This is a genomic window from Streptomyces griseofuscus (genome assembly GCF_014673495.1).
In the GTDB taxonomy this organism is placed as follows: domain Bacteria; phylum Actinomycetota; class Actinomycetes; order Streptomycetales; family Streptomycetaceae; genus Streptomyces; species Streptomyces murinus.
The window spans coordinates 4,814,748-4,837,501 of record NZ_CP051006.1 but is presented as its reverse complement, the minus strand read 5'-3'; the positions used below and the strand labels follow the sequence as shown (position 1 = coordinate 4,837,501).

Below are 22,754 nucleotides of genomic sequence, written 5' to 3'. Positions count from 1 at the left end.
GTCAGATTAGCTGTAATCTGACGGGCTGTCAGCTAAGGGAAGGGGGGCCCACGCCATGGCGGGGACGGGACTCAAGGACGCCACGGCCATCGTCGGGATCGGACAGACCGCGTTCGCCAAGCACCTTCCGGAGGACGAGAGAACGCTCGCCTGCCGGGCCGTGCTCGCCGCGCTGGACGACGCCGGGATCGCGCCCGGCGAGGTCGACGCCCTGGCCTCGTACACGATGGAGGAGACGGACGAGGTGGAGCTGGCGAAGGCGGTGGGGTTCGGGGATCTCACCTACTTCGGCAAAGTGGGTTACGGAGGCGGCGGCTCCTGCGCCACCGTCGCCCACCTCGCCACCGCCATCGCCGCCGGACAGGCCACCGTGGGTGTCGCCTGGCGCTCCCGCAAACGCGGCAGCGGGCCCCGGCCGTGGACCGGAGCCACCGGCCAACTCCCCACCCCCGCCCAGTGGACCCGGCCCTTCGGGCTGCTGCGGCCCGCGGACGAGACGGCCATGCTGGCGCGCCGGTACATGCACGAGTACGGCGCCACCCGCGACCACCTCTTCAACGTCGCCCTCGCCTGCCGGAACCGAGCCAACCAGAACCCGGCCGCCGTGATGTACGACCGCCCGCTCACCCGCGAGCTGTACATGACCTCCCGGTGGATCAGCGAGCCCCTCTGCCTCTTCGACAACTGCCTTGAGACGGACGGCGCGTTGGCGTGTGTCGTCGTCGGGCGGGAGCGGGCCCGGGACTGCCGCCGCAGGCCCGTGTACGTCCACGCCGCCGCCCAGGGCCTGCCCGCCCAGCACCACGGCATGGTCAACTACTGGAACGACGATCCGCTCACCGGCCCCTCCTGGACCACCGCCCGCCATCTGTGGAAGCACGCCGATCTCACCCCGGACGACGTGGACGTGGCCCAGATCTACGACGGGTTCAGCATCCTCGTCCCGCTCTCCCTGGAGGGCTATGGCTTCTGCGGGCGAGGAGAGGGCGGCGCCTTCACCGAGCAGGGCGCCCTGGAGATCGGCGGCCGGCTGCCCCTCAACACCGGGGGCGGCGGGCTCTCCGAGGGCTATGTGCATGGCTTCAACCTCATCACCGAAGGGGTGAAGCAACTGCGCGGCACCAGCACCGCGCAGGTCCCCGGCGCCGCCACCTGCCTGGTCACCGCGGGCGAGAGCGTCCCCACCTCCGCGCTGCTGCTGAGGAGTTGAGCCATGATGCTGAAGCCGGCCACCGACGCCGACGGCGCGCCCTTCTGGGAGTACGCGGCCCGCGGCGAACTGCGCGTGCAGACCTGCGGGGAGTGCGGCGAGCCCCGCTTCCCGCCCCGCCCCTGCTGCCCGCACTGCCGGTCGTTCGCGAGCGAGTGGCGGCTCATGTCGGGGCGCGGGCGCGTGTGGTCGTACGTCGTCCCGCACCCGCCGCTGCTGCCCGCGTACGCGGAACAGGCGCCGTACAACGTGGTCGTGGTGGAGCTGGCGGAGGCCCCGCGGATCCGGCTGGTCGGCAATCTGGTCACCGGGGCCGGTGCGCCGCTCGGCTCCCTCGATCCGGGGCGCATTCGGATCGGCGCCCGGGTGCGGGCGGTGTTCCACGAGGGGCTGCCGCAGTGGGTGCTCGTGTGAACACCGTGCGCCTGGCGACCGACGAGGACACCGGGGTCGCCGTCGTCACCCTGGACCGGCCCGAGCGGCTCAACGCCATCGATCTGGAGATGGTCCGGCAACTTGGCGACACCTGGCGTCGGTTGAGGTTCGACGACTCCGTGCGAGCCGTCGTGCTCACCGGGGCCGGGGAGCGGGCGTTCTGTACGGGGATCGACCGGGACAGCGTCGTACCGCAGCCGTCGTCGCCGTACGCGCAGGACGATCCGCTGCTGGGCGTCGGACCGAAGGCGAACGGGCTGTGGAAGCCGGTCGTCGCGGCGGTGCGCGGGATGGTGTGCGGCGGGGCCTTCTATCTGCTGGGCGAGTGCGAGTTCGTGGTCGCGGACCGCACGGCGGAGTTCTTCGATCCGCACACGACGTACGGCATGGTCAGCGCGTACGAGTCCATGCTCATGGCCGAGCGGATGCCGTACGGGGAGGCGGCCCGGATGATGCTCATGGGGACGGCCGAGCGGGTCTCCGCCGAGCGGGCGCATGCGATCGGGCTGGTGTCCGAACTCGCGGCGGACGGCGATCCGTTGGCGGCCGCCGTGCGCTGTGCCGAGGTGCTCGCCGGGTATCCGCCGGCGGGGGTGCAGGGGACCGTACGGGCCCTGTGGGCGGCGCGCGAGGCCGCCCGCGCACCGGCCTTCGCACAGGCCCCGCACCTCATCGCCCTCGGCAACCTCCCGCCCGACCGGCAGGCGGAGCTGTTCGCGGCGCGGCGGCGGGGGTTCCGGGTGCGGTGAGGGGGGTCAGTCGGCCGGGTCCGCCTCCGGGTCGGCGTCGCAGTGGCCGGCCGAACCTGTGCGGCCCCCTCGCCGTACGTGTCCGTGTAGGCATGGGCATGACGACCGCCCTGCCCAGCGGCGTTCACCACCTGGCGGGGTTCCGGCACGCCGGGTAGCGTCGGGCCTGGGACGGCCGCCGTCCGGAGCCCTTTCCGTGAACCGGTACGACGGCCGTCACGTCACGCGTCACGCGTGTCAGGCCGTACGAGCCGTCCCCGTGCCCTTCTCCGCGTCCAGCGCGTACACACAGCGGTCCTTGCTGCACGCGTACACCACGCCGTCCCTGACCACCGGGGAGCCGGTGATCTCGCCGCCGGTGGCCAGCTTCCAGCGGAGCCGGCCGTCGTCGGCCTTGAGGGTGTAGAGCAGATGGTCGGTGGAGCCGAAGTGGATCCGGCCCTCCGCGACCGCCGGGGCGCCCACCACGTCCCCGCCCGCCTGGAAGCGCCACTTGGGGGTGCCGGTGACCGCGTCCAGGGTGTACAGCCCCTTGCCGCTGCCGACATGGACGTGTCCGGCGGCGACCAGGACCGGCTCGACGGAGGAGCGGGCCTCGGTGGCGATGCGCCAGCGGTCGCGGCCGTCGGTGGCGTCGAGGGCGTAGACCGTGCCGAGGTAGTCGGCGAGGTAGACACCGCCGCCGGTGACGGCGGGACCCGGCGCGAAGGCGGGCGGGCTCAGGAAGACCGCGGGCGCCTCGAAGTGCCAGCGCACCATGCCGCTGACCGCATCGACGGCAAGCACCCGGCTGCCTGCGGAGAGGTACACATAGCCGTCGGGCGCCGGGGTGATCCGGACCGGGACACCGCCGCAGGAGGCCGCGTCGCCGATCGGGTACGCCCAGCGCTCGTCGCCGGTGCGGGCGTCCAGCGCGCGCAGCCGGGCGTCCTGCCAGACGTAGACCGTGCCGTCATGGACGAGCGGGCCCGCCTCGGCGGTCTCGAAGTCGGTCTGGCAGCCGCTGATCTCCCACAGCCGCTGCCCGTTCGACGCCTCCCAGGCCTGGACGCCGCCGCCCCGGGTGCCGGTGACGACGGTGCCGTGGTCGGCCTTGAGGGAGTACACCCAGGCGTCCGTGGACAGCCGCCACAGATCGGTGCCCTCGCGGGCGTCCAGGGCGAACAGGGTGGGGCCGTCGGAGGCGTGCACCCGCCCGTCCGCGACCGCCATGGACCAGGCCACGTCCCGCGTCTTGAACCGGCGCCGCCCGGTGCCCACATCGAGGGCGTGCACCTCGAAGGAGGTGACGTAGACGAGGTCGCCGTCGACGGAGGGGGTGCCCCAGACATCGTTCGACATGCGGAAACGCCAGGGGCGCCAGCCGCTCGTCTGCTCCGGTGGGCCGGCCGGGGCGGCGGGTACGGCGGGGTCGGCGCCGGCCACTCCGGGGCGCGGACGGGACCAGTTGGCGACCAGTCCGGCCTCCGGCGGGGGCGCCTTGACGGCGGCGGCGCGGGCATCGGCCACCCGCGGTCCCGGGCCGATCGGGACCGGGGCGCCGGGTAGCCGGACCGGGCCGGTGTCGGGGGCGGCGGCCGGGGCCGCGAAGGAGGCCGACGGGACCGGCGGGTCGTACGCGGGCGGCGGCGGGACGACCGGACCCGCGGTGGGGCGCGGCCCGGGTCCGGTCGGGCGCGGTCCGTGGGCGGTCGTCGCCGGGGCGGGCTTGGGGGCCGGGCGGCCGCCGCGGCGGGACTCGATCAGGGCCACCGCGTGATCGGGCAGCCAGGCGGAGGCGGTGCCGCTGTCGTCCGAGCCGGAACCGAAGAGATGCGGCGCGAGCTGGGCCTGGAGATCGGCGGGCGACGGGCGGCCGGGGGCCTCCATCTGCATGCAGAGCTCGATGAGCGGGCGCAGCTCGTCCGGCAGACCGGTGAGGTCGGGGCCCTCGCGCAGCAGCATGAACACGGTCTCGACCGGGTTCGCGCCGTGGAAGGGCGGGTGCCCGGTGGCCGCGAAGACCAGCATGGAGCCGAGCGAGAAGACATCGCTGGCGCCGGTGACGCTGCGGGAGTCCTTGGCCTGCTCCGGGGACATGTAGGCGGGGGTGCCGACGGCGACGTTCGTCATCGTCAGACGGGTGTTCGAGACGCCGGACGCGATGCCGAAGTCGATCACCCGGGGGCCGTCCTCGACCACGAGCACATTGGACGGCTTGAGGTCGCGGTGGACCAGGCCGGCGCCGTGGATGGACTGGAGGGCCTCGGCGACACCCGCGGCGAGCCAGCGCACGGCCTGCGCGGGCAGCGGCCCGCACTCGTTCACTATCTCCTCGAGGGAGGGCGCGGGCACATAGGCGGTGGCCAGCCACGGCACGGCGGCGCGCGGGTCGGCGTCGACCACGGCGGCCGTGTAGAAGCCCGAGACCGCGCGGGCCGCCTCCACCTCACGGGTGAAGCGGACGCGGAACAGCTGGTCCTCGGCCAGTTCCGTGCGCACCGTCTTGATCGCGACCCGTCGACCGGACGCCGAGCGCGCGAGATAGACCAGCCCCATGCCGCCGGCACCCAGCCGGCCCAGCACCTCGAACGGCCCGATCCGCCGCGGATCGTGCTGCGTCAGCTGATCCACTTGCCTGCCACCTCCCCGTACCGGCCGCGCCGGCCCCTTTTACGCGACCAAAGTGCAGCGTCTCACCACCGCACCGCCATGACGGCACGGACCCCGATTCTTCCTGGCCGGGCGGCCGGTTGCGAACCCGGGGACAAATCGGAATGTCCTACCGCTCCAGCAGGGCGAACGACGCCCCTTGATTGTCGGTGACGACGGCCACCCGTCCGTACGACGCCTCGAACGGGGGCGCCTGCACCCGTCCACCGAGCCGCCGGACGGTGCCGAGCGCCTCGTCGAGGCCGGTGACGCGGAAGTGGGCGAGGATGTGCGGGGGCATCTCGGCGGGGAAGACATCGGTGACGTCGGCGCGGCCGAAGTCGGGGTCGGCGCCGGGGGCGAACAGGGCATGGTGGAACAGACCGCCGTAGAAGGTGTTCGCGCCGGTGGTGTCGCGGGTGTACAGCTCGGCCCAGACGAAGGTGCCGGGTGCGTGGCGCAACCCGAATCCGGGGTGCCTGCGCGCCTGCCACAGCCCGAACACCGCGCCCTCGGGGTCGGCGACGAGGGCGGCCCGGCCGAGTTCGGCGACCGGGTACGGCGCCACGACCAGCTGTCCGCCGGCCGCGGTGATCCGCCGGCTGAGCGTCTGGATGTCCGGCGTGGCGAAGTACACCGTCCAGACGGTGGGCATCCGCCCGTCCGCCTTCCGCCCCAGCTGCGCCACCGGCCGCCCCTCCAGCCTGGCCCACACGGAGCCGCCCTCCCCCTCCTGGAAGGTCCAGCCGAAGAGCTCCCCGTAGAACCGCTTGCCGCCTTCGACGTCGGACAACTGCGCGTCGAGCCAGCAGGGGGTGCCCTCGGGGTAGGGGCCCGGCTCCTCGGCGGGGGGTTCGGCCCGGGCTTCGGCGGCGGATTCGGGGGGAGCCTCGGCAGGGGGTCCGCCCGGGGATCCGGCGGCGGATCCCGTGGGAGATTCGGTGCGGGACGGGTTCTCGGTGGGGGCTGGGGGCGGGGCCGAGGCCGGTTTGCCACCCTCGTGTGGCTCTTCGTTCGTGGATGCCCTGTTTTCGGCCATGTCGTCAAAGTAACCGGGTGTCGCGCAGCGCGCAGACCAGGCACACCAGGCTCGATGGGCCCGCGCACCCCATTTGCAGTCGGCCGAATCGCGCTCCCATCACCCCTCGGTAAGCTGACGGCATGACAGGACAAGTGCGTACCGTCGACGGCCGCGTGGCCGGTAGGCGTGGGCAGGCGACCCGGCAGAAGCTGCTCGACTGCCTCAGCGAGATGCTCAGCTCCTCCCCGTACCGGGACGTCAAGGTCATCGATGTCGCCCGGAAGGCGGGCACTTCGCCCGCGACCTTCTACCAGTACTTCCCGGACGTCGAGGGTGCCGTCCTGGAGATCGCCGACCAAATGGCCGCCGAGGGCGCCGGATTGACCGAGTTGCTGGAGGGACGCTCCTGGGCCGGCAAGTCCGGCTGGCAGACCTCGCAGGAACTCGTGGACGGCTTCCTGGACTTCTGGAAGAAGCACGACGCGATCCTGCGCGTGGTCGATCTCGGTGCCGCCGAAGGGGACAAACGGTTCTACAAGATCCGTATGAAGATCCTGAACTCGGTGAACAACTCGCTCGCCGACGCGATCGCGGAACTCCAGTCCAAGGGCCGCGTGGACAAGGATGTGAACCCCGCCGCGGTGGCCGGTTCCCTGGTCGCCATGCTCGCCGCGGTCGCCGCCCACCAGAAGGGTTTCTCCTCCTGGGGCGTCAAGCAGGCCGAACTGAAGCCCAATCTGGCCCTGTTGATCCATCTGGGCGTCACGGGGCGCAAACCGTCGAAATAGCGCTGATAGGGATCAGCGCGTCCCGTTAACAGCCAAGTCCTGTCTTGCAGGCGGTGGTTCACCGACGTGAGCCGCCGCCTGCCGTGCTGTCGGGGGTGACAGGGGACGGCAGGGGCGGCCGGCGGCTCACGCCGGGAGCGGCCGGTCCCGTACGACGTGCTTCATCACCAGGGTCGACGTCAGCCGCTGCACCCCGGGCAGCGTCGCGAGCCGCTCGTCGTACAGCCGCTGGAACGCCGCGAGGTCGGCCGTGGCCACCCGCAGCAGATAGTCCGGCTCCCCGAACAGCCGCTGTGCGTCCAGCACATGATCGAGCTCGCCGACCGCCCGCTCGAACTCGGCCACCGTGTCCCGGTCCTCCTGCCGCATGGACACGAAGACCAGCGCCTCGAAGTTCAGCCCGAGCGCCGTCGCGTCCACCACCGCGCGGTAGCCCTGGATCGCGCCGGAACGCTCCAGCTCACGCAGCCGGCGGTGGCACGGCGAGACGCTGAGCCGCACCCGCGCGGCCAGCTCGGTCACGGTCAGCCGCCCGTCCTGCTGGAGCTCGGCAAGGATTTTCCGGTCCACGTCGTCCATGAAGTAGATATTTGCGCAGAAGCACGGATCATGGGCAAACTTCAGGAACACTTTCGGGGCGATCGCGCCTAATGTCCCCTTCATGGACTCGGGACTGCTCTTCTCCTTCCTCGTCGTGGACCTGCTGCTGGTGTGCGTGCCGGGCGCCGACTGGGCGTACGTCATCGCGACCGCCCTGCGCGGCGCCCGGGTCCCGCGCGCGGTGGCGGGCCTGGTCTGCGGATACGCCCTGCACACGGCCCTGGCGACGGCCGGTCTCGCGGTCCTGGTCGCGGGCTCGCCCCGGCTGCTGACGGCGCTGACCGTGGTGGGCGCCGGGTATCTGCTGTGGCTGGGCTGGGGCGTCCTGCGCCGCCCGGCCACCCCGGAGGCGGGTACGACCGGGACCACCGAGGGGCGCCCCTTCCTGCGCGGGGCCACCATCAGCGGTCTGAACCCCAAGGGCCTGCTGCTCTACCTCTCCGTGCTCCCCCAGTTCCTCACCCTGCGCGGCGCCCATCTGCCGGTACCCGCACAGACCGCGGCCCTCGGCCTGCTCCACATGGCGTGCTGCGCGGCCGTCTACCTCACGGTCGGCGTCCTCGCCCGCGCCCTGCTCCGCGCCCGCCCCGCCGCCGCCCGCGCGGTGACCCGCACCTCGGGCGCGGCCATGCTCGGCATCGGCGCGTTCCTGCTGGTGGAGCGGCTGGCGACGCTGTAGCCGCAGGGGGGCTCAGCGGCCGGACGGCCACTCGGTCAGCCGGAAGAGCCTGATCTCCCGGCTGATCCGCCTCTGGTAGGCGGCGTACGGAGGCCAGAACGCGAGGGCCGCCGCCCACACCGCCGCCCGTTCCTCCCCGTCCAGAAGTACGGCGGTGACGGTCACGTCCGTGCCCCGCCAGCTGATCGTCACCCGCGGCTGGGCGAGCAGATTGTGGGTCCAGGCGGGATGTCCGGGCCGCCCGAAGTTGGACCCGACGAGGATCCAGCTCCGCGCGGCACCGGCACCTCCCCCGGCCCCGTCCTCCGGCATGCACGCCAGCGGTGTCCTGCGCGGCAGCCCGCTCCGGGCACCCGTGGAGGTGAGGACCAGGCCGGGCAGCATCGCCGTACTGAGCAGCCTGCGCCCCCGGGTGAGCCGGTGCACGCCCCGGTCGAGCGCCGGGATCACATAGGGGGCGACCCGGGCGAACCCCCGACTGGCCGACACCCTCCGCACCACCCGCACCCCGACCCCGGCACGCGCCCCTCCCCCGGCCCCCGCCGCCACCCCGGACCCGGCGCCACGCCCCACGCCCCGCGCGCCCCTCCCGCCCTTCATGCGCCTCCCGCCCCTCATGCCCCCACCTTCCCGGCCGCGCCGAACAACCCCGCCCGCTCCGCCGCCCGCCCCCGCAGCCGATGTCCCGGCCCGAACAGCAGCTCGTCCCCGGCCGCCCGCTTGAAGTACAGGTGAGCGTCGTGCTCCCAGGTGAACCCGATTCCCCCGTGCAGCTGGATCCCCTCGGCCGCCGCCGCCCGCAGCGCCTCCAGCGCCTGGGCGAGCGCCGGTCCCCCGAACCCCTCACCCGCTCCCCCCGCCGTCACCCAGGCGGCGTAGTACGCGGCCGACCGTGCCGCCTGCACCCCCACATAGACCTCCGCCAGCCGGTGCTTGACCGCCTGGAAGGACCCCACCGGCCGGCCGAACTGCTCGCGCTGCCCGACGTACTCCACCGTCCGCTCCAGCACCCGGTCCGCCGCCCCCACGGCCTCGGCGGCGAGGACGGCGGCGACCGGGTCCCCGAGCCCCGCGAACGCCTCCCGTACGTCCACGGCCTCCTCTTCTTCCGGCCCCAGCAACTCCGCCCGCACCTGCCGCAGTTGCACCCGCCCCTGTGGCCGTGTCGCGTCCAGTGCCGTCCGCCGGGTCCGCACGACCCCCGAGGCATCCCCCCCGACCAGGAACAGCCGGGTCCGCGCGCGGGCGTACCCGCCGGTGTGCGCGGCGACCAGCAGCAGCCCGGCGCTGTGCCCGTCGAGGACCTGGTCCACCTGCCCGTACAGCCGCCAGCCGTCGGGGCCGCGCCCGGCCTGCACCCCGCCCGCCCGGCCGCCCCCCGCGGTGTACCCGCCGTTCCCGCCGGTCAGGGCCAGCGCGCCGGCGAGGTCGGGGCCCGGTACGGCGAGCGCCGCGGTGAGGGTGCCCGCGGCGATCCGGGACAGCAGCCGCGCGCGCTGGGCCTCGGTGCCGAGGGCGAGGATCAGCGGGGCGGCGAGGACGCAGGTGGCGAACAGCGGGGAGGGGGCGAGGGCGCGGCCCGTCTCCTCGCAGGCGAGGGCCAGTTCGGTGACCGAGCAGCCGACCCCGCCGTACCGCTCGGGCAGCGCGAGGCCCGGCAGCCCGAGCCGCTCGGCCAACTCGGCCCACAACAGCGGGTCGTACCCGGCCGGGGTGTCGACCGCGGCCCGCACCTCGGCCGACCCGCACCGGACGTGCAGCAGTTCGCGCAGGGACCGGCGGATCTCGTCCTGCTCGGCGGTGAGACGGGTGTCCATGGGCAACCCTTCCGGGTCCGGCTCTTCCCTCAGGATCTGACGGACCGTCATATTAGGAGGGCCGAAGCGATATGCCCAGGGGCAGGAGGCCTCCCATGACCCGTGCGCGCCGGAACGTCGCCGTGGCCGGTGTGGCGCTCTCCGACTGCGGCCGGGTCCCGGACGCGACGCCGTACGCCCTGCACGCCCAAGCGGCCCGGCGCGCGCTCGCGGACGCCGGTCTGGACCGGTCCCTGGTGGACGGCTTCGCCTCCGCGGGCCTTGGCACCCTGGCCCCGGTGGAGGTCGCCGAGTACCTGGGGCTGCGCCCCACCTGGGTGGACTCCACCTCGGTGGGCGGCTCCACCTGGGAGGTGATGGCGGCGCACGCGGCGGACGCGATCGCCGCGGGCCGTGCGCGGGCGGTGCTGCTGGTCTACGGCTCGACCGCGCGGTCGGACGTCAAGGCGGGCCGCCGCACCGGGGAGTTGTCCTTCGGGACGCGCGGCCCGCTCCAGTTCGAGGCGCCGTACGGGCACACGCTGATCGCCAAGTACGCGATGGCGGCCCGCCGGCACATGATCGAGTACGGCACGACGATCGAGCAACTGGCCGAGGTCGCGGTGCAGGCGCGGGCGAACGCGGCCCTGAACCCGGAGGCGATGTTCCGGGCACCGGTCACCGTCGACGAGGTGCTGGCGGGCCCGCTGATCGCCGATCCCTTCACCAAGCTGCACTGCTGTCTGCGCTCGGACGGCGGCGCGGCGGTGCTGCTGGCCGCCGAGGAGGTCGTACGGGACTGCCGTACGGCCCCGGTCTGGGTGCTCGGCACCGGTGAGCACGTCTCGCACGCGGCGATGTCCGAGTGGCCCGACTTCACCGTGTCCCCGGCGGCGGTCAGCGGGCGGCTCGCCTTCGAGCGGGCCGGGGTGCGCCCCGCCGAGATCGAACTCGCCGAGATCTACGACGCCTTCACCTATATGACCCTGGTGACACTGGAGGACCTGGGCTTCTGCGCCAAGGGCGAGGGCGGGGCGTTCGTGGAGAAGGGCCGGCTGCTGGTGCGCGGCGGCGAGCTGCCGGTGAACACGGACGGCGGCGGTCTGTCCGCCCAACACCCGGGGATGCGCGGCCTGTTCCTGCTGGTGGAGGCGGTACGGCAGCTGCGCGGCGAGGCCGGGGAGCGCCAGGTGCGCCGCGCCGACGGACGGTTGCCCGCCCTCGCGGTCGCGTCCGGTACCGGGGGCTGGTTCTGCTCCTCCGGCACGGTGGTGCTCGGCCGCTGAGCCCGCCGCGCCCGCTCAGTCCTCGTCCCGCAGCCGCCGCCAGATACGGGTGCGGTGCAGGACGTAGAACGCGCCGCCCAGCACACAGATCTGGAGGCCGATCGCGAGCAGCCAGAAGACCGCGCGGCTCTCCAGCTCGTCCGTCAGGAAGGCGAAGTTCATGCCGAAGAAGCCGGTCAGGAAGGACAGCGGCAGGAAGATCACGGACACGATGGCCAGCCGGTTGATCACGTTGTTCTGCTCGCCCGCGACGAGCGAGGAGTAGCTGCCGAACGCCCGGCGGGTCGCCTCCTGGAGGGTCTCGATGTCGGTGAGCACCATGCGGGCCACATGCTGGAACTCGCGGGCGAGCCGCTGCCGTTCGAGCGGGAAGTCGGGGCTCATCATCCGGCGGGTGATGACCTCGTCCACCACCTGGAGGTAGGGCAGCAGCGAGTGGTGCAGCAGGGCGGAGCGGCGGCGCAGCCGGGACAGCCGGTAGACCTGTTCGGGGCGCCGCTGCTGGAACATGTCGTCCTCCAGCTCCTCCACCTCCAGCAGCGCGGCCACCGCGGCTCGCCGGAAGGTGGCCAGGGCGGACTGGAGCACCAGGAAGAGCAGGGCGACGGCGTCCCGGGGCCGCTCCCGCCGTACGTGCGCGGTGATCTCCGGGGCGAGGAACGCGGGGCCCCGGTGCGCGGTGACGAGGTAGCGGTCTCCGGCCACGGCATGGGCGTAGGTCACGCGCTCGTCCTGGACGACGGGGACCACCAGGCCGACGGTGTCGCCGAGGAAGTCGGCGCGGGCGGGTTCGCCGGGGCGCCCGAACCAGTCCAGGTCCGTGTCGCCGAGCCCGAGCCGCCGGGCCAGCTGCTCGCCCTCCTCCGGGCCGGTCTCCGGCAGCTCCACGTCCACCAGGAGATAGCGGGTGGCGGCGAGCCTGCGCCGGGCCTCCGCCAGGTCGGTGCGCGCGATGGTGCCCTGCGGCATCGCCACCACCGTTACGATCATCGTCCTCACTCTCGGTCCCGTCCGGCCCCGCTCCCAGCCTGGGCGGACCCCGGCGCCCGCGCACCCGGATGCCCTCCTGTGCGCCGCCGGGCGGACCGAACGGGTGAGCGCGGGCGGTGGCCGGGGGCGGGCATGTTCCGGCGGGCTTGGATACTCGGGCCCATGGCACAGAACGATCTCCACGCCCTGCTCCTGACCCAGCGCGTCTGGTCGCCCGAGGTGACCCGGCTGCCGCCGTTCGATCCGGAGACGGCCCCGCCGACCCCGTTGCCGCTGTTCACGAGCTGGTTCGCGGAGGCGGTGGACGCCGGGCAGCCGGAGCCGCACACGATGACGCTGGCCACGGTGGACGCGGAGGGGAGGCCGGACGCCCGGATCGTGATGCTGCACGGCGCCGACCCCGACGGCTGGTCCTTCGCCACCCACATCACGAGCCGCAAGGGCCGCGCCCTCGACGCCCACCCGTACGCCGCCCTGACCTTCTACTGGCCGGTGCTGGGCCGCCAGGTGCGGGTGCGCGGGCCGGTCGCGGCGGCACCGGAGGAGGAGAGCCAGGCGGATCTGCACGCCCGCTCCACGGGTGCCCTCGCGGCGGCGCTGACCGGGCACCAGAGCGAGGAGCTTGCCTCCGCGGACGAGTTGCGCCGGGCCTCGGCGGCCGCCTGGGACAGGGCCCGGGAGAACCCCGCGCTGCCCGCCCCCACCTGGACGCTCTACCGGCTGCGCCCGGACACGGTCGAGTTCTTCCAGGGCGCAGCCGACCGGGCTCATGTCCGGCTGGAGTACCGCAGCACGGGGTTCGGGTGGAGCAGGGGGCTGCTGTGGCCGTGAGGGGGCTCAGTCCCCGAAGGCCCACACCGCGAAGTCCGCGACCTCCCGGTAGCCGAGCCGCTGGTAGAGGGCGTTGCTGGTGGGGTTGGCCAGGTCGGTGAAGAGCAGGATCTCGGCCGCTCCGGCGGCGCGCGCGGCCCGGCTCACCTCGGCGGTGACCGCGCCGGCGTATCCGCGGCCGCGCAGCGCGGCCGGGGTGTACACGGGGGCGACGCGCACCTGTCCCGCGATCTCCCTGGTCGCCCCGGCCATGGCCAGCGGCGTGCCGTCGGCGGCCTCCCACAGGGTGATGCCGCCGTAGGAGAGACGGGCGTCCGCCCACGGCCCCGCGTCCCGTCCCGGGCCTTCGCCCACGGCCTGCGCGAACTCCCCGAACCAGCGCAGCAGCAGCGCCCGGTCGGCCGGTCCCGCGACCCTCGGGCGGCCTTCGGGGGCCGGCTCCGGTGGCGTCAACTCGCCGAGCCGGTAGAGGCGTCGGCGGCGGTGCACGGTCGCCTCCCGGCCGGTCCGCCGCCGCCAGGCCGCCGCGAAGGCCGCCGCCGAGTCCCGCTCGGCGCTCACCTCGGGGAACCGGTGACCGAGTCCGGCCAGCCGCTCGGCCAGCGCCTCGGCCTGCTCCGGGGTGACGGCGGTGAGGCAGAGTCCGTGCGGAGGCGTCCGGGTCAGTGCCGCCAGCACCGTGCCGTCCGGCGCCGCGAGGGTGCCGAAGAGGGGTGTGCCGCTGCCGTAGTAGTGGAGTCCGTGTCTGCGGAGCGTGTCGGTCACCGTCAGGGGCACGGTGTGCGGCGCCGGGCGGGAGCGCAGGAAGCCGCCCGCGCGGGCGAGGAAGTCGTCGAGGTCGTCGGTCAGCTGCCAGGACTCGGGATGCATGGGCTCATGATCGGGTCAACTCCCGGGCCGGAAAACCGGTTTACCGTCCGTGAACGCCACCCGCAGCGGCATCCCCGCCGACAGCTCCGCCTCCCCGGCGTCCACCACCTGTGTCATCATCCGCGGCCCCTCCGCGAGGTCGACCACGGCGGCGATGTACGGGGTGCGGTCGGAGAAGGGGGGCAGGTCATTGCGGTGGACCGTGGACCAGGTGTAGAGGGTGGCGCGGCCGGTTGCCTGCTCCCAGGCGACGTCCTCGCTCCAGCAGTGCGGGCAGAACTCGCGCGGATAGTGGTGGGCGCGGCCGCAGGCGGCACAACGGCGGATCAGGAGACGGCCGTCGGCGGCGGCCGCCCAGTAGGGACGGGTGAAGGCATCGGCCTCGGGGAGGTCGGGACGCGGACCATCGCTGCTCGGATCCATGCACCTGACGCTACGTCAGAACTACCGCCCTGCCGACCCCTTCGCCCACCATCCGCGTACACACTCCGCACATCCGTGATCAATCCGGAACCAATTCCGGTCTTGACCGAGACCCATCAAGCGGGTGGATGATTACGCTCCCGCTCATGGCTGTCTCCCGCCCCACCCCCACACGCCCTTCACCGACCCCCGCCGAGCACCCGGTGTACGTCATCGGCGCAGGTCCCGGCGGTCTCGCCGCCGCGTACGCGCTGCGGGCGCGCGGCATACGGACGGTGGTCCTGGAGAAGTCCGACGCGGTCGGCGCGTCCTGGCGGCGCCACTACGACCGGCTCCATCTGCACACCACCCGCCGGCTGTCCGCGCTGCCGGGCCTGAAGATCCCGCGCCGCTTCGGCCGCTGGGTGTCCCGCGACGACCTGGTGCGCTATCTGGAGAAGTACGCCGAGCACCATGAGCTGGAGATCGTCACCGGCGTCGAGGTGCATCGCGTCGAGCGGGCCGAGGGCGGCACCGGCTGGCTGCTGCACGCGTCCGGCGGCCGGGAGCTGACCGGCAGCGCGGTGGTCGTCGCCACCGGCTACAACCACACCCCGCGCATCCCCGACTGGCCGGGCCGTCAGTCGTACGGCGGCGAGCTGCTGCACGCCGGCGCCTACCGCAACGCGGAGCCGTACGCAGGGCGGGACGTGCTGGTGGTCGGGGCCGGCAACACCGGCGCCGAGATAGCCGTGGACCTGGTGGAGGGCGGGGCCGCGCGGGTGCGGCTCGCGGTGCGCACCGTCCCGCACATCGTGCGCCGCTCCACCCTCGGCTGGCCCGCGCAGTACACGGGCGTGCTGGTACGGCGGCTGCCGGTGCGCCTGGTGGACCGGCTGTCCCGGCAGCAGGCCAGGCTGACCCTGCCCGACCTGTCCGCACAGGGGCTGCCCCGCCCGGACACCGGCCTGTACAGCAGGGTGAAGCAGGGCGCGATACCGGTGCAGGACGTGGGCCTGCTGGACGCGGTGCGGCGCGGCAAGGTGGAGATCGTCGCGGCCGTGGAGTCCTTCGAGTCCGGGAAGGTGGTCCTCGCGGACGGCTCCCGGATAGAGCCGGAGGCGGTGATCGCGGCGACCGGGTACGTGCGTGGCCTCGACGGCCTGGTCGGCCACCTGGAGGTCCTCGGCGCGGACGGAAAGCCGGTGGTACGGGGCGGCCGGACACCGAAGTCCGCCCCGGGCCTGTACTTCACCGGATACACCAACCCGATCAGCGGGATGCTGCGCGAACTGGCACGGGACGCGGAGCGGATCGCGAAGGGGGTGGCGGGTCTCGGGGCGCGCGCTCACCCCACCCGCCGGTAACTTTCCTTCCCCGCCCCATTCCTGACATCCGCCCGGTTCGTTAATCTGACACAGCGTCAGTTCACACGTGCTGTCTCATGCTGTCTCACAGGAGCGGGGCGGACCGATGCTTGGATCAACCCACGGGACACTCACCACCGACTCCCGCCGCGCCCGGGTCATCGCCTGCGGGGAGCGGCGGCCCGGGCCCGCCGTGCACGGCCGGGTGGACGACCTGGACGTCGGCGGGCGCCCGCTGCGCGCGGACGTACCGGACCTGAGCCGCTTCTTCCGTCCGCAGTCCGTCGCCGTGATCGGCGCCTCCGACGCGGCGGGCCGCCCCAACACCGGCATGACCCGGCAGCTGCTGGACTGGGCCGAGCGCGTCGGCGCCCGGGTGCACCCCGTGCATCCGGCCCGCCCGGACGTCTTCGGCATCCCCTGCGCCCCGTCCGTCGCCGCGCTGCCCGAACAGGTCGACCTGGCCGTCCTGTTGATCGCCGACCCGCTCCCGGTGATCGGTGAACTCGCCGAGGCGAAGGTGAAGTTCGCCGTCGCCTTCGCGTCCGGCTTCGCGGAGACCGGTGAGGCGGGCGCCGCGGCCCAGCGACGGCTCGCGGAGGCCGCGCGTCGCTCCGGGCTGCGGCTGCTCGGCCCGAACACCAATCTGAACGCCTTCGAGCGCTTCCGGGACGACCTGACCGGGCCGGCGATCGCGCTGATCACCCAGTCCGGCCACCAGGGCCGCCCCGTCTTCGCCCTCCAGGAGCTGGGCATCCGCCTGACCCACTGGGCCCCGACCGGCAATGAGGCCGATCTGGAGAGCGCCGACTTCATCTCCTGGTTCGCCGAGCAGCCCGAGGTCGGCGCCATCGCCGCGTACCTGGAGGGCCTCAAGGACGGCCGCGCCTTCCTGCTGGCCGCCGACCGCGCCGCCCGCCGGGGCGTGCCGGTGGTCGCGGTGAAGGTGGGCCGCACCGAGACCGGTGCCCGTACGGCCGCCTCGCACACCGGCAAGCTCACCGGCGCCGACGACGTGGTGGACGCGGCCATGCGCCAGTACGGCGTGATCCGCGTGGACGCCCTGGACGAACTCCAGGACACCGCGGCCCTGTTGGCGCGGGCCAGGCCCCCGCTCGCCGAGGGCGTCGCCGTCTACTCCATCTCCGGCGGCACCGGCGCCCATGTGGCCGACCTCGCCACGGCCGCCGGGCTGACCCTGCCGGCCCTCTGCGCGGCGAAGCAGGCCGAGCTGCACCAGTGGATACCGGAGTACCTCGGCGTCGCCAACCCCGTGGACAACGGCGGCCATCCGGTCGGCGACGCACGCGGCCGTAAGATCATCGACGCGCTGCTCGCCGACCCCTCGATCGGCACCCTGATCTGCCCGGTCACCGGCCCCTTCCCACCGCTCAGCGACAGGCTGGTGCGCGATCTGGTGGACGCGGCGGAGGAGACGGACAAGCTGGTCTGCGTCGTCTGGGGATCGCCGGTCGGCACCGAGCCGGCGTACCGGGACGTCCTGCTCGGCTCCTCCCGGGTCGCCACCTTCCGTACCGTCGGCAACTGTCTGCGGGCGGTGCGGGCCTGGCTCGACCACCACCGCTTCACCGCCTCCTACCGCTCCCCCTTCGACGAGGCCCCGCGCACCCCCTCCCCCTCGTTCCGCAAGGCGGCCGCCCTGATGAGCCCCGGGCGGCAGCTCAGCGAGCACGCGGCCAAGCAGCTGCTGCGCGCCTACGGCATCCGGGTACCCCGCGAACAGCTGGTGACCAGCGCCGCGGCGGCCGTGCGCGCGGCGGCCCAGATCGGCTACCCGGTGGTGATGAAGGCCTCCGGCGACCGGCTCGCCCACAAGACCGAGCTGGGCCTGGTGCGCATCGGCCTCACCTCCGCCAGCCAAGTGCGCGACGCCTACCGCGAGTTCAACGACATCGCGCGCTACGAGGGCGTCCCGCTGGACGGCATCCTGGTCTGCCAGATGGTCGAGCGGGGCGTGGAGATGGTCGTCGGGGTCACCCATGACGAGCTGTTCGGGCCGACCGTGACCGCCGGGCTCGGGGGCGTCCTGGTCGAGGTGCTGCGCGACACCGCCGTACGCGTGCCCCCGTTCGGCGAGGACCAGGCCCACGCCCTGCTCGGGGATCTGCGCGGCCGGGCCCTCCTGGACGGCGTCCGGGGGCGGCCGCCCGCCGATGTGGACGCCCTGGTGGAGGTGATCCTGCGCGTCCAGCGCATGGCCCTCGAACTGGGCGATCAAATCGCCGAGTTGGACATCAACCCGCTGATGGTGCTGCCCCGGGGCCAGGGCGCGGTGGCGCTGGACGCGCTGGTGGTGTGCCGATGACCGGGGTGGAGCACGAGGTCCGCGACCATGTCTCGTACCTCACCCTGAACCGCCCCGAGACCCTGAACGCCCTCACCCCCGCGCTGCGCGACCGCGTCGTCGACCTGCTGGCCGAGGCGTCCGCCGACCCGTCCGTGCGCGCGGTGCTCCTCACCGGCACCGGCCGGGGCTTCTGCGCGGGCGCCGACCTGCGCTCCGGGGCGGACTCCCCCTCCCCCCGGATCCCCGGCGACGTCGCCCGCACGCTGCGCACCGGCGCCCAGCGCCTGATCGCCGCCGTCCTCGACTGCGAGAAGCCCGTGATCGCGGCGGTCAACGGCACGGCGGCGGGCCTCGGCGCGCATCTCGCCCTCGCCTGCGATCTGGTCCTGGCCGCCGAGTCGGCCCGTTTCGTCGAGGTCTTCGTACGGCGCGGACTCGTACCGGACGCGGGCGGGGCCTACCTCCTGCCCCGGCTGACCGGTCTCCAGCGCGCGAAGGAGCTGATGTTCTTCGGGGACGCGCTGTCCGCACCGGAGGCGGAGCGGCTCGGCCTCGTCAACCGCGCCCTCCCGGAAAGGGAGTTGGCGAAGACGGCCCGCGACTGGGCCACCCGCCTGGCCACCGGCCCGACCCGCGCCCTCGCCCTCACCAAGCACCTCCTCAACTCCTCCCTCGACAGCGACCGCCCGGCCGCCTTCGCCGCGGAGGCATGGGCCCAGGAGATCAACCTGACGACGCAGGACGCCGGGGAGGGGCTGCGCGCGTTCGCGGAGCGAAGAGGGCCCGAGTTCCTCGGGCGCTGAGGCCCCCGACGACCTCACCGCCCCCTGCCCTAGGCGTCGCGCCATGGGATGGGGACCTTGGCGCAAGAAGGACGGGCCGGTCGCGAAGGAGCCGATCGGCCCGAAGGAGTCGCTGGCGCTGAGGCTGGTGGCGGAGCGGCTCGGCGGACTCGGCGGGGCGGCCTGGGAGGTCGCCGGGAACCGGGTGCGGAGGTCGGGCCGGGTGGCCGTCGTACTCGGTCATGACCACGAGGGGTCCGAGGGGCATATGGACCTCACCTTCGTGCTGGACACCGACCGCCCGGAGCAGACCTCACTGCCGTACCGCGTCTCCGGATTCGGGCCCACGCCCGAGGCGAAGCTCGAACGGGCCGTGCAGATGTGGGCCACGACCACCGGCGCGGCCGTACTGGAGACGCTGGGGCAACGCGGGCGGCACGGCGCCCACTTCCCTGCCGAGGATCCGGACGGCTTTCCCGGCCGGCACGCGTTCCAGGGCGGCATCGTCGGCTGGGGAGCCGGGCCCGAGCACAGCTCTGTCCAGCGATGGGCTGCCGACCGGGCGCTCCTGCCGCTGATCGCCCCGGCCCTGACCGCGGACGGCCTGCCCCGCCAGGGGCCGATCGGCGTCAAGCTCTTCTTCGGCACCTTCCACGGCAAGGACACGGCCGAGGTCCGCATCAACGGCGCTACCAGCGAGGCGGCTTCGGCGGCGCTGCTGACCGCGGACCGGCCGCGCCCGCCCCCGGGCGGCTCGTACGCGCGCACCTACGCGGTCCTCGTCCACCCGTCCTGACCCTTCGCGCCCCTTCCTGTCTGACGCTCTGTCAGCTTCAATGGAGGGGTGATGGGACACGCAGGAGCCGCAGCCGCAGCCGTCCGCTATCTGGGCCTGCACCCGGTGGATCCGCTGCCGCGCCCGAAGCTGCGCTGTGTGCGGGCGGACGAGCGGGCGCCGGTGGACCGGGGCGAGTTCCGCCGCGTCCTCGGCACCTTCGCGAGCGGGGTCACGGTCATCACGGCACCGGCCGCCGAGGGCGAGAGCGGCCCGGCAGGTTTCGCCTGCCAGTCCTTCTCCTCACTCTCCCTCGACCCGCCCCTGGTCTGCTTCATGGTGGCCCGTACGTCCACCACCTGGCCCCGCATCGCCCGCGCCGGCGTCTTCTGCGTCAACATCCTCGGCGCCGACCAGGCCGATGTGTGCCGGGCCTTCGCGGTGCGCGGCGCCGACAAGTTCGCGGGCGTCCCGCACACCCCCGCGCCCCGTACGGGCTCCCCCACACTCCTGGGCGCCACCGCCTGGATCGACTGCGCCGTCCACGCGGTCCACCCCGGCGGCGACCATCTGATCGTGACCGGCCGGGTCGACGCCCTCGGCACCACGGACAACCCGCCGGCCCCGCTCCTCTTCCACCGGGGCGAGTTCGGACGGCTCGCCCCCTAGGGTCAGCCGGTGGCGAGGGCCGGCTCGGGCGGGCGGACCCTGCGGATCACCAGGGACATCAGCGCCGCCGCCGCGCACAGCGTGCCCGAGGCGTACCAGACGAGATCGTAGGAGCCGAAGACATCACGGGCGAGACCGCCGAGGTAGGCCACGAGCGCGGCGCCGATCTGGTGGGAGGCCAGCACCCAGCCGAAGACGATCGCGCTGTCCTCGCCGAACTGCTCACGGCACAGGGCGAGCGTGGGCGGGACGGTGGCCACCCAGTCGAGGCCGTAGAAGACGATGAAGAACAGCATCGGCGGATGGACCGAGGGGGCCAGCAGCATCGGCAGGAAGACCAGGGACAGTCCGCGCAGGGCGTAGTAGACGGCCAGCAGGCGGCGGGGTTCGAAGCGGTCGGTGAACCAGCCGGAGGCGATGGTGCCGACGACGTCGAACACCCCGATCACCGCGAGCAGCGAGGCCGCGGTCGTCACCGGCATGCCGTGGTCGTGCTCGGCGGGCACGAAGTGGGTCTGGATCAGGCCGTTGGTGGAGGCGCCGCAGATCGCGAAGGTACCGGCGAGGAGCCAGAAGGTGCCGGTGCGCACGGAGGTCGACAGGACCTTGAGGGTGCGCCGGGCCGCGCCCGTCGCCGGGGGCGGCTTCGGCAGGAACTCCGCGGACCCGTAGGGGTTCTGCCCGACGTCCGCCGGGTGGTCGTGCAGCAGCAGCCAGACGAAGGGCACCACGGCCAGGGCGGCGAGGGAGACGGTCACGGCGGCGGGCCGCCAGCCGTGGTGCTCGACCATCCAGGACAGCAGCGGCAGGAAGACCAGCTGACCGGAGGCGGACGCGGCGGTCAGGATGCCGGTGACCAGGCCCCGGCGCGCCGTGAACCAGCGGTTGGTGACCGTCGCCGCGAAGGCCAGGGCCATCGAGCCGGTGCCGAGCCCGACGAGCAGCCCCCAGCACAGCCACAGCTGCCAGGCCGCCGTCATCCACACGGTCAGCCCGGAGCCGATCGCGATCACGGTCAGCGCCACCGCGACCACCCGCCGGATGCCGAAGCGGTCCATCAGCGCGGCGGCGAACGGCGCGGTCACGCCGTAGAGCGCGAGATTGAGGGAGACGGCCGCGCCGATCGTGCCGTGCGACCAGCCGAACTCCTGGTGCAGCGGGTCGATCAGCAGACTGGGCAGGGAGCGGAAGGCGGCCGCGCCGGTGATCGTGACGAAGGTGACGGCCGCGACGAACCAGGCGCGGTGCAGTCGGGTGCGCGCCGGGCGCGGATCGGGCGGGGCGGCCTGGGTGGGGACGGCGGCGGGGTTTGTCTGAATCACGTCATACAGCGTCCGCATTTCCTTCCCGTGCATCGAGTGGCCCGAAGGACAGCATTCGCTAGGATCGGGCCATGAGTATCGATCGGGCCGCGCACGCCACCGAGGAATACCGCCCGCACCGGGTCGCCGTCCTCGCCCTGGACGGCCTGCTCCCCTTCGAGCTGGGCATCCCGCACCGCGTCTTCGGCCGCCCCAGGGACGCCCGGGGCCGGCCGCTGTACGAGGTGTTCACCTGCTCGGTACGGCCCCCGGGCCCGGTGGAGACGGACGCCGACTTCGCCGTCCAGGTGCCGCACGGCCCCGAGGCGCTGGCCCGCGCCGACACGGTGATCGTCCCGGCGTCGTACGAGCTGGGCCCGGTCTTCGAGGAGGGCCGGCTGACCGAGGAACTGGCCGCCGCGCTCGCCCTGATCCGGCCCGGCACCCGGCTCGCCTCCATCTGCACCGGGGTGTACGTCCTCGCCGCCGCCGGATATCTCGACGGCCGCCCGGCGACCACCCACTGGGCCGAGGCGGAGCATTTCCAGCGGCTGTTCCCGAGGATCGAGGTGGACGCGGACGTGCTGTTCATCGACGACGGGGACGTGCTGACCTCGGCCGGGGTGGCCGCCGGGATCGATCTGTGCCTGCACATGGTCCGCCGCGACTTCGGCACGGCCGTCGCCAATGACGTGGCCCGGCGGATGGTCGTCCCGCCGCATCGCGACGGCGGCCAGGCCCAGTACATAGAGCGCCCGGTGCCCGACCCCCAGCTCGCCACCACCACCGGCGCCCGCGCCTGGGCACTGGCCCGGCTGCACGAACCGATCCAGCTGCGCGACCTGGCCGAGCAGGAGGCCATGTCGGTACGCACCTTCACCCGCCGCTTCCGCGAGGAGGTCGGCGTCAGCCCCGGCCAGTGGCTCAGCCGCCAACGGGTCGAACGGGCGCGCCAGTTGCTGGAGTCCACCGACCTCTCCATGGACCAGGTGGCCCGCACCTCGGGCTTCGGCACGGCACAGTCGATGCGCCAGCACATGCAGCAGGCGCTGGGCGTGACCCCGACGGCTTATCGGCGGACGTTCAGGGCGCTCGCCGTGTCCGAGTGAGTGCCCTGCGGCGGAAGGTCCTCGGCCGCAGCCGAAGGAGAGCGCCATCGCCTCGCACCTGCGCAGTGGGCGGACGAACTGCGAGCTCTCCGATCCGGCGAGCGGAAGCAAGTCCGCCAACCGGCCGGCCTCGCGTCGCGGCGCGCGCCGCCGCG

Annotated in this window: 21 protein-coding genes and 1 pseudogene; 13 read left to right on the top strand and 9 right to left on the bottom strand. The window is 73.6% G+C overall.

All coding sequences use genetic code 11. The features are described 5' to 3' along the window. Window positions 1-55: 55 nt before the first annotated feature. The 3 genes from HEP81_RS21705 to HEP81_RS21695 are packed head-to-tail and all read left to right on the top strand — an operon-like array spanning window position 56 to window position 2,394. Complete coding sequence (locus HEP81_RS21705; RefSeq protein ID WP_037657800.1) at window positions 56-1,210, top strand: lipid-transfer protein; 1,155 nt, start codon at window positions 56-58, stop codon at window positions 1,208-1,210. A 6-nt stretch (window positions 1,211-1,216) separates the two neighbouring features. Next, window positions 1,217-1,624, top strand: coding sequence for a Zn-ribbon domain-containing OB-fold protein (locus HEP81_RS21700; RefSeq protein WP_037657849.1), 408 nt, complete (start codon window positions 1,217-1,219; stop codon window positions 1,622-1,624). Continuing rightward, window positions 1,609-2,394 carry an enoyl-CoA hydratase/isomerase family protein gene (locus HEP81_RS21695; protein WP_037657802.1) on the top strand — a complete coding sequence of 262 codons (786 nt, stop codon included), beginning with the start codon at window positions 1,609-1,611 and terminating at the stop codon, window positions 2,392-2,394. The genes HEP81_RS21700 and HEP81_RS21695 overlap by 16 nt, the downstream gene beginning before the upstream one ends. A gap of 237 nt (window positions 2,395-2,631) precedes the next feature. Here HEP81_RS21695 and afsK read toward each other — a convergent pair whose 3' ends face one another. Further along, window positions 2,632-5,007 (bottom strand): protein serine/threonine kinase AfsK, encoded by a 2,376-nt coding sequence (afsK, locus tag HEP81_RS21690; RefSeq protein WP_037657804.1) that lies wholly within the window; start codon window positions 5,005-5,007, stop codon window positions 2,632-2,634. Between the two features lie 148 nt (window positions 5,008-5,155). Next, window positions 5,156-5,848, bottom strand: a pseudogene (kbpA, locus tag HEP81_RS21685) (AfsK-binding protein KbpA); the annotation flags it as partial. A 350-nt stretch (window positions 5,849-6,198) separates the two neighbouring features. On the opposite strand from kbpA, the gene HEP81_RS21680 reads away from it, so the two are divergent. After that, a complete protein-coding gene (locus HEP81_RS21680; protein WP_037657807.1) occupies window positions 6,199-6,834 on the top strand; it encodes a TetR family transcriptional regulator in 636 nt (211 codons plus the stop codon). Window positions 6,835-6,960: 126 nt separating this feature from the next. Here HEP81_RS21680 and HEP81_RS21675 read toward each other — a convergent pair whose 3' ends face one another. Further along, window positions 6,961-7,413, bottom strand: a complete 453-nt coding sequence (locus HEP81_RS21675; RefSeq protein WP_037657809.1) for an Lrp/AsnC family transcriptional regulator — start codon at window positions 7,411-7,413, stop codon at window positions 6,961-6,963. Between the two features lie 82 nt (window positions 7,414-7,495). Here HEP81_RS21675 and HEP81_RS21670 point away from each other — a divergent pair, with 82 nt between their 5' ends. Then, window positions 7,496-8,113 (top strand): LysE family translocator, encoded by a 618-nt coding sequence (locus HEP81_RS21670; protein WP_037657811.1) that lies wholly within the window; start codon window positions 7,496-7,498, stop codon window positions 8,111-8,113. A 12-nt stretch (window positions 8,114-8,125) separates the two neighbouring features. On the opposite strand, the gene HEP81_RS21665 is transcribed toward HEP81_RS21670, so the two are convergent. Further along, window positions 8,126-8,602 (bottom strand): nitroreductase family deazaflavin-dependent oxidoreductase, encoded by a 477-nt coding sequence (locus HEP81_RS21665; RefSeq protein WP_243279511.1) that lies wholly within the window; start codon window positions 8,600-8,602, stop codon window positions 8,126-8,128. A gap of 125 nt (window positions 8,603-8,727) precedes the next feature. After that, on the bottom strand, window positions 8,728-9,930 hold the full coding sequence (locus HEP81_RS21660) for an acyl-CoA dehydrogenase family protein (protein WP_037662151.1): 1,203 nt from the start codon (window positions 9,928-9,930) through the stop codon (window positions 8,728-8,730). Window positions 9,931-10,025: 95 nt separating this feature from the next. Between HEP81_RS21660 and HEP81_RS21655 the strand changes: the two genes are divergently transcribed. Next, window positions 10,026-11,195, top strand: a complete 1,170-nt coding sequence (locus HEP81_RS21655; protein WP_037662152.1) for a thiolase C-terminal domain-containing protein — start codon at window positions 10,026-10,028, stop codon at window positions 11,193-11,195. A 15-nt stretch (window positions 11,196-11,210) separates the two neighbouring features. Here the strand turns inward: HEP81_RS21655 and HEP81_RS21650 are convergent, their stop codons facing one another. Beyond that, window positions 11,211-12,185: a magnesium transporter CorA family protein gene (locus HEP81_RS21650; RefSeq protein ID WP_243279509.1), complete on the bottom strand. Its 975-nt coding sequence runs from the start codon at window positions 12,183-12,185 to the stop codon at window positions 11,211-11,213. Between the two features lie 162 nt (window positions 12,186-12,347). On the opposite strand from HEP81_RS21650, the gene HEP81_RS21645 reads away from it, so the two are divergent. Continuing rightward, complete coding sequence (locus tag HEP81_RS21645) at window positions 12,348-13,016, top strand: pyridoxine/pyridoxamine 5'-phosphate oxidase (protein ID WP_037662154.1); 669 nt, start codon at window positions 12,348-12,350, stop codon at window positions 13,014-13,016. A 6-nt stretch (window positions 13,017-13,022) separates the two neighbouring features. Here HEP81_RS21645 and HEP81_RS21640 read toward each other — a convergent pair whose 3' ends face one another. Together HEP81_RS21640 and HEP81_RS21635 are read right to left on the bottom strand one after the other, a co-directional pair. Further along, window positions 13,023-13,886 (bottom strand): GNAT family N-acetyltransferase, encoded by an 864-nt coding sequence (locus HEP81_RS21640; protein WP_037662163.1) that lies wholly within the window; start codon window positions 13,884-13,886, stop codon window positions 13,023-13,025. A gap of 15 nt (window positions 13,887-13,901) precedes the next feature. Beyond that, on the bottom strand, window positions 13,902-14,309 hold the full coding sequence (locus HEP81_RS21635) for a Zn-ribbon domain-containing OB-fold protein (protein ID WP_037662165.1): 408 nt from the start codon (window positions 14,307-14,309) through the stop codon (window positions 13,902-13,904). 146 nt (window positions 14,310-14,455) lie between these two features. On the opposite strand from HEP81_RS21635, the gene HEP81_RS21630 reads away from it, so the two are divergent. From HEP81_RS21630 to HEP81_RS21610, 5 genes are all read left to right on the top strand, one after another. Continuing rightward, the gene (locus HEP81_RS21630; RefSeq protein ID WP_037662167.1) at window positions 14,456-15,655 is read left to right on the top strand and encodes a flavin-containing monooxygenase; all 1,200 of its coding nucleotides are present in this window, start codon (window positions 14,456-14,458) and stop codon (window positions 15,653-15,655) included. 106 nt (window positions 15,656-15,761) lie between these two features. Then, entirely contained in the window at window positions 15,762-17,981 is a 2,220-nt protein-coding gene (locus tag HEP81_RS21625) for an acetate--CoA ligase family protein (RefSeq protein ID WP_037662170.1), read from the top strand. Continuing rightward, complete coding sequence (locus tag HEP81_RS21620; RefSeq protein ID WP_190276022.1) at window positions 17,978-18,766, top strand: enoyl-CoA hydratase/isomerase family protein; 789 nt, start codon at window positions 17,978-17,980, stop codon at window positions 18,764-18,766. Before HEP81_RS21625 ends, HEP81_RS21620 begins: the two co-directional genes overlap by 4 nt. Window positions 18,767-18,809: 43 nt before the next feature. Then, complete coding sequence (locus tag HEP81_RS21615; RefSeq protein WP_037662173.1) at window positions 18,810-19,541, top strand: DUF6348 family protein; 732 nt, start codon at window positions 18,810-18,812, stop codon at window positions 19,539-19,541. A 51-nt stretch (window positions 19,542-19,592) separates the two neighbouring features. Further along, on the top strand, window positions 19,593-20,189 hold the full coding sequence (locus HEP81_RS21610) for a flavin reductase family protein (protein WP_037662175.1): 597 nt from the start codon (window positions 19,593-19,595) through the stop codon (window positions 20,187-20,189). A 2-nt stretch (window positions 20,190-20,191) separates the two neighbouring features. Here the strand turns inward: HEP81_RS21610 and HEP81_RS21605 are convergent, their stop codons facing one another. After that, window positions 20,192-21,529, bottom strand: a complete 1,338-nt coding sequence (locus HEP81_RS21605; RefSeq protein WP_421673935.1) for an MFS transporter — start codon at window positions 21,527-21,529, stop codon at window positions 20,192-20,194. 53 nt (window positions 21,530-21,582) lie between these two features. On the opposite strand from HEP81_RS21605, the gene HEP81_RS21600 reads away from it, so the two are divergent. Further along, window positions 21,583-22,599, top strand: a complete 1,017-nt coding sequence (locus HEP81_RS21600; protein ID WP_037662176.1) for a GlxA family transcriptional regulator — start codon at window positions 21,583-21,585, stop codon at window positions 22,597-22,599. The last annotated feature ends 155 nt before the right edge of the window (window positions 22,600-22,754 follow it).

Bases quoted from the DNA above. Each gene is read 5' to 3' on its own strand.
- HEP81_RS21650 (WP_243279509.1), bottom strand. From the start codon at position 12,185: ATGATCGTAACGGTGGTGGCGATGCCGCAGGGCACCATCGCGCGCACC.
- HEP81_RS21615 (WP_037662173.1), top strand. From the start codon at position 18,810: ATGGGATGGGGACCTTGGCGCAAGAAGGACGGGCCGGTCGCGAAGGAG.
- HEP81_RS21655 (WP_037662152.1), top strand. From the start codon at position 10,026: ATGACCCGTGCGCGCCGGAACGTCGCCGTGGCCGGTGTGGCGCTCTCC.
- HEP81_RS21620 (WP_190276022.1), top strand. From the start codon at position 17,978: ATGACCGGGGTGGAGCACGAGGTCCGCGACCATGTCTCGTACCTCACC.
- HEP81_RS21670 (WP_037657811.1), top strand. From the start codon at position 7,496: ATGGACTCGGGACTGCTCTTCTCCTTCCTCGTCGTGGACCTGCTGCTG.
- HEP81_RS21600 (WP_037662176.1), top strand. From the start codon at position 21,583: ATGAGTATCGATCGGGCCGCGCACGCCACCGAGGAATACCGCCCGCAC.
- HEP81_RS21700 (WP_037657849.1), top strand. From the start codon at position 1,217: ATGCTGAAGCCGGCCACCGACGCCGACGGCGCGCCCTTCTGGGAGTAC.
- HEP81_RS21705 (WP_037657800.1), top strand. From the start codon at position 56: ATGGCGGGGACGGGACTCAAGGACGCCACGGCCATCGTCGGGATCGGA.
- HEP81_RS21660 (WP_037662151.1), bottom strand. From the start codon at position 9,930: ATGGACACCCGTCTCACCGCCGAGCAGGACGAGATCCGCCGGTCCCTG.
- HEP81_RS21610 (WP_037662175.1), top strand. From the start codon at position 19,593: ATGGGACACGCAGGAGCCGCAGCCGCAGCCGTCCGCTATCTGGGCCTG.
- HEP81_RS21635 (WP_037662165.1), bottom strand. From the start codon at position 14,309: ATGGATCCGAGCAGCGATGGTCCGCGTCCCGACCTCCCCGAGGCCGAT.
- HEP81_RS21640 (WP_037662163.1), bottom strand. From the start codon at position 13,886: ATGCATCCCGAGTCCTGGCAGCTGACCGACGACCTCGACGACTTCCTC.
- HEP81_RS21675 (WP_037657809.1), bottom strand. From the start codon at position 7,413: ATGGACGACGTGGACCGGAAAATCCTTGCCGAGCTCCAGCAGGACGGG.
- HEP81_RS21630 (WP_037662167.1), top strand. From the start codon at position 14,456: ATGGCTGTCTCCCGCCCCACCCCCACACGCCCTTCACCGACCCCCGCC.
- HEP81_RS21625 (WP_037662170.1), top strand. From the start codon at position 15,762: ATGCTTGGATCAACCCACGGGACACTCACCACCGACTCCCGCCGCGCC.
- HEP81_RS21605 (WP_421673935.1), bottom strand. From the start codon at position 21,529: ATGCGGACGCTGTATGACGTGATTCAGACAAACCCCGCCGCCGTCCCC.
- HEP81_RS21645 (WP_037662154.1), top strand. From the start codon at position 12,348: ATGGCACAGAACGATCTCCACGCCCTGCTCCTGACCCAGCGCGTCTGG.